This is a genomic window from Lachnoclostridium sp. An181 (assembly GCF_002160325.1).
Lineage (GTDB): Bacteria > Bacillota > Clostridia > Lachnospirales > Lachnospiraceae > An181.
Genome location: NZ_NFKJ01000041.1, coordinates 1 through 4,140 on the forward strand (window position 1 = coordinate 1; position 4,140 = coordinate 4,140).

Sequence of the window (4,140 nt, forward strand, 5' to 3'; positions counted from 1 at the left end):
TGGTAGTAGAGAAAAATACATTAGCATTTAATATCACGGATATCAAAAATAACCTGACAGATGCAACATTAAATAAATATGGACAGAAAGTGGAGACCTATCCGGTGGAGACGATCGCAATCCCGAACCACAGTCTGATCTCAGTCAGAAGCACACAGGGAAATGCGAATTTAAAAGGTGCAATTATGTCTCCAAACACGCATTATAGCGGAGACGAGTCTATTCTGGTAAATGATCAAATGGGCACATATACAGAGCGTGATTACATGTATGCTTTTGTTTCCAACAGCGAGATGAGTGCAGGACTTTGGAGCAATTCGGAACATGAAGGACGTATTATGTACTCTAATATAACTGGTGGTGGAAGAAATACCCGTATTCTTGCAACTTCCCAGGATAAGGGTGATTACAAAACAATGGGACTTGCAAGTGCAGAGTGGTATTATCACCGCAATATTGAAGATACCCAGGGAGTGATCCATACAGTAGAAGAATCCGAGATGCCGCAGTCCAAGATCATTATCACAGGAGAGATGAATGGGGATGCACAGGTTGACTGGCAGGACGGAGCGATCGCATTCCGCGATATTATGAACAATCCTTATAAATGCGAGGAGGTTCCGGAACTGGTGGCATGGCGCATTGCCATGAACTTTGGCGGACAGGCTCAGAACCCGTTCCTCACAACACTGGACAATGTAAAACGTGTGGCACAGCATACAGATGGTCTGGGACAATCCATACTTTTAAAAGGATATGCAAGTGAAGGTCATGACTCCGGACACCCGGATTATGCAAACATCGGAGAGAGGGTTGGCGGAGCCAAAGATATGAACACATTGATGGAAAAAGGCGCCAAATACGGAGCGCGTTTCGGCATCCATGTCAATGCAAGTGAAATGTATCCGGAAGCCCAGGCGTTCAGTGATGACTCTGTAAGAAGATATACGGAAGATGACTGGCAAGCTCAGCAAAATCCGGAATTGATCGGAACTTTGAAATATGGATGGAACTGGCTGGATCAGGGAATCGGTATTGATGGATACTATGATCTTGCAACAGGAGCAAGGCAGTCCAGATTTGATGAGCTGAAGAAAAAAGTCGGTGACAACATGGATTTTGTATATGTTGATGTGTGGGGTAATCAGACTGCTACCAGAACAGAGGATTCCTGGGAGACAAGACATCTGACAGATGAGATTACAGATAATGGCTGGAGGATGACAACAGAGTGGGGCGTTGGCAATGAGTACGATTCCACTTTCCAGCACTGGGCAACAGATATGAGCTATGGGGGATATGATTCTCAAGGAGAAAACAGCGAGGTGATGCGTTTCCTTAGAAATCATCAGAAGGATTCCTGGATCGGGGATTATCCAAGCTATGGAGGAGCTGCAAATGCACCGCTTCTTGGCGGATATAATATGATAGACTTTGAAGGATGGCAGGGTGGTAATGACTACGATGCGTACATCGCAAACCTGTATACACATAATCTCATGACAAAATTCCTCCAGCACTACAAAGTGACAAAATGGGTGAATGGCGAGTCGGTTCAGATGACAGACCATGGAGAAACATATTCCTGGACACCGGAAAAAGAGATTACATTGAAAGATGATGATGGAAATACGGTAGTTGCAACAAGAGAGTCAACAGACCCTTCAAGTGCAGCATACCGCAACAGAACTGTGACACTCAACGGAAAAGTGATCTCCCAGGGAACTGTATCCAGAGGAGACAATGGAACAGGTGGAACAGAGTCCTACCTGATTCCATGGAACTGGGATCCGCAGACAGGAGATAAAGTTTCCGAAGAAGATGAAAAACTGTACCACTGGAATACACAGGGCGGCACAACTACATGGGAACTGCAGGATGAGTGGAAATCCCTGAAAACAGTAAAAGTGTACAAACTGACGGATCTTGGCAAGACAGAGGAAAAGACCGTTGAGGTTGTAGATGGAAAGATCACTTTGGATGCAGAGGCAAAGACTCCATATGTCATTTACAGAGGAGAAAAAGGAAATCTGGATATCACCTGGAGTGAAGGCATGCATATGACGGATGTAAGTTTCAATTCAGGAGAAGAAGGACTTCAGAAATATTGGACCAAATCCGGGGAAGGAACAGCTGTGATCGCCAAGAGCCAGCACAGCAATCCAATGTTAAAGCTGGATGGCGAAGTGTCAGTAAGTCAGAAGATCACGGACTTAGAACCAGGAAAACAGTATGCACTGTACCTTGGAGTGGATAACAGAAGTGATGCAGAGGCTGGAATCGAAGTAAAAGCAGGGGATAAGGTGTTAGACTCCAATTATACGACCCGTTCCATTGCCCAAAATTATGTCAGGGCATACACTCATAACACGAGCAGCGCAACTGTGGACAACAGCAGTTATTTCCAGAATATGTACGTATTCTTTACAGCACCGGAAGATGGCAGCGAAGTGACGCTCACAATTTCCAAAGCAGCTGGAGAAGGAAGTGCATACTTTGACGATGTGCGTGTGGTAGAATCCAAGATGGATGTCATTGAGAAAGACGAGGACGGAAATGTAGTCGGGCTGACACAGGATTTTGAAAACAATGCACAGGGCATCTATCCATTCGTGATCGGCGGGATCGAAGGAGTGGAAGACAACCGAATTCATCTTTCCCAGCTGCATGCCCCATATACACAGGCTGGATGGGATGCCAAGAAAATGGATGATGTACTGGATGGGGAATGGTCTGTGAAGATCAACGGAAAGACGCAGTTGAACAGGCTTGCATACCAGACAATTCCACAGAATTTCCGTTTTGAGCCTGGAAGAACATATAAGGTAAGCTTTGATTATCAAATGGGAAGCGATGACACTTATGCTGTAACTGTCGGAGACGGAGAATTTGAGGGAGGAACTCCTTTGGAACCTCTGGATATGCATATGGGTAAAGATGCAGACGGACACTATGAGACAGAGATCATAGGAGCAGCATCCGGCCAGACATGGTTTGGCATCTACTCCACAGGAACAGCTCCGGATCTGCAGGGAACAAGCGGAGAGGAATCAGACTTCGGCGGATACAAAGACTTTGTGCTTGACAACCTGAAGATTGAACTTGTAGAAGAGGAAGTCAATAAAGAAACACTGAAGGCATTGGTTGAGCACGCGGAAGAAACATATACGCAAGAAAACTATATGCTGGATGACTGGAAAGCATATGAGAAAGTATTGATAGATACAAAAGTGGTACTGAACAAAGACAAGACCAGCCAGGATGAAATCGAGGAGGCATACTACGCACTGAAAGCCGCTATGGGAGCGCTGGATACAGCGGCAGGCGTTGAGATGGATGACAGGTTCGACATTGCAGTTGATCTTTACAACGTAAGTGCAGGAAGTGCACAATCCCAGAGCGGAAACGAAGGACCGATCGGTTTTGCGGTAGATGGCGATGCAAGCACCTACTGGCATACAAAATGGAGTGATACCAACCTTGACAATGCTTGGTATCAGATCAGTTTTGACGAGGCAAAGACTGTAAACGGACTGAGATACCTGCCAAGACCAGAGGGAGGCGCTGTCAACGGTAAACTTCTCAAAGCGGATATCCAGATCAGTAAAGACAATGGACAGACATGGGAGACGATCGAGGAAGATCATGCTTTTACGCTTACACCAGAGTGGCAGAAGGTATCCTTTGAAGAAACCGAAGGAGTGACAGATGTTCGGATCGTTGCAAAAGAAACTGCAGGACGGACAGCAGGAGAAGAAAATAAGTTTGCATCTGCAGCAGAATTCCGTGTAACTCAGCCGGTGGCGCCAACCATTGACGAAGTGGACAAGACAGAACTCAAATCCACAATCGACAAAGCGGCAGCGCTTGTAAAAGATGACTACACCGAGGCAAGCTGGAAAGTATTCGAAGAAAAACTTACCAAGGCACAGGCAGTATTTGCAAACGGAGATGCAACCCAGTACGATGTGGCGCTTGCCCTTGCAAACCTGGAAGATGCGATGGCAGATCTGGTAGCAGATTCCGAAATATCCACAAGCGTTTTGAGCTACGCGATCGAGCTTGCAGAAAAAGCAGATACAACCAATGTCATTGACTCTGTAATGGAAAGATACAACAAAGCCCTTGCAGATGCAAAAG

Annotated in this window: 1 protein-coding gene; it reads left to right on the forward strand. The window is 45.8% G+C overall.

The genetic code is table 11. The annotated features are described in order from the left end of the window. Nucleotides 1-4,140, forward strand: a 4,140-nt coding sequence (locus B5F18_RS12225; RefSeq protein ID WP_143468434.1) for an endo-alpha-N-acetylgalactosaminidase family protein, incomplete at both ends; no start/stop codon positions are given.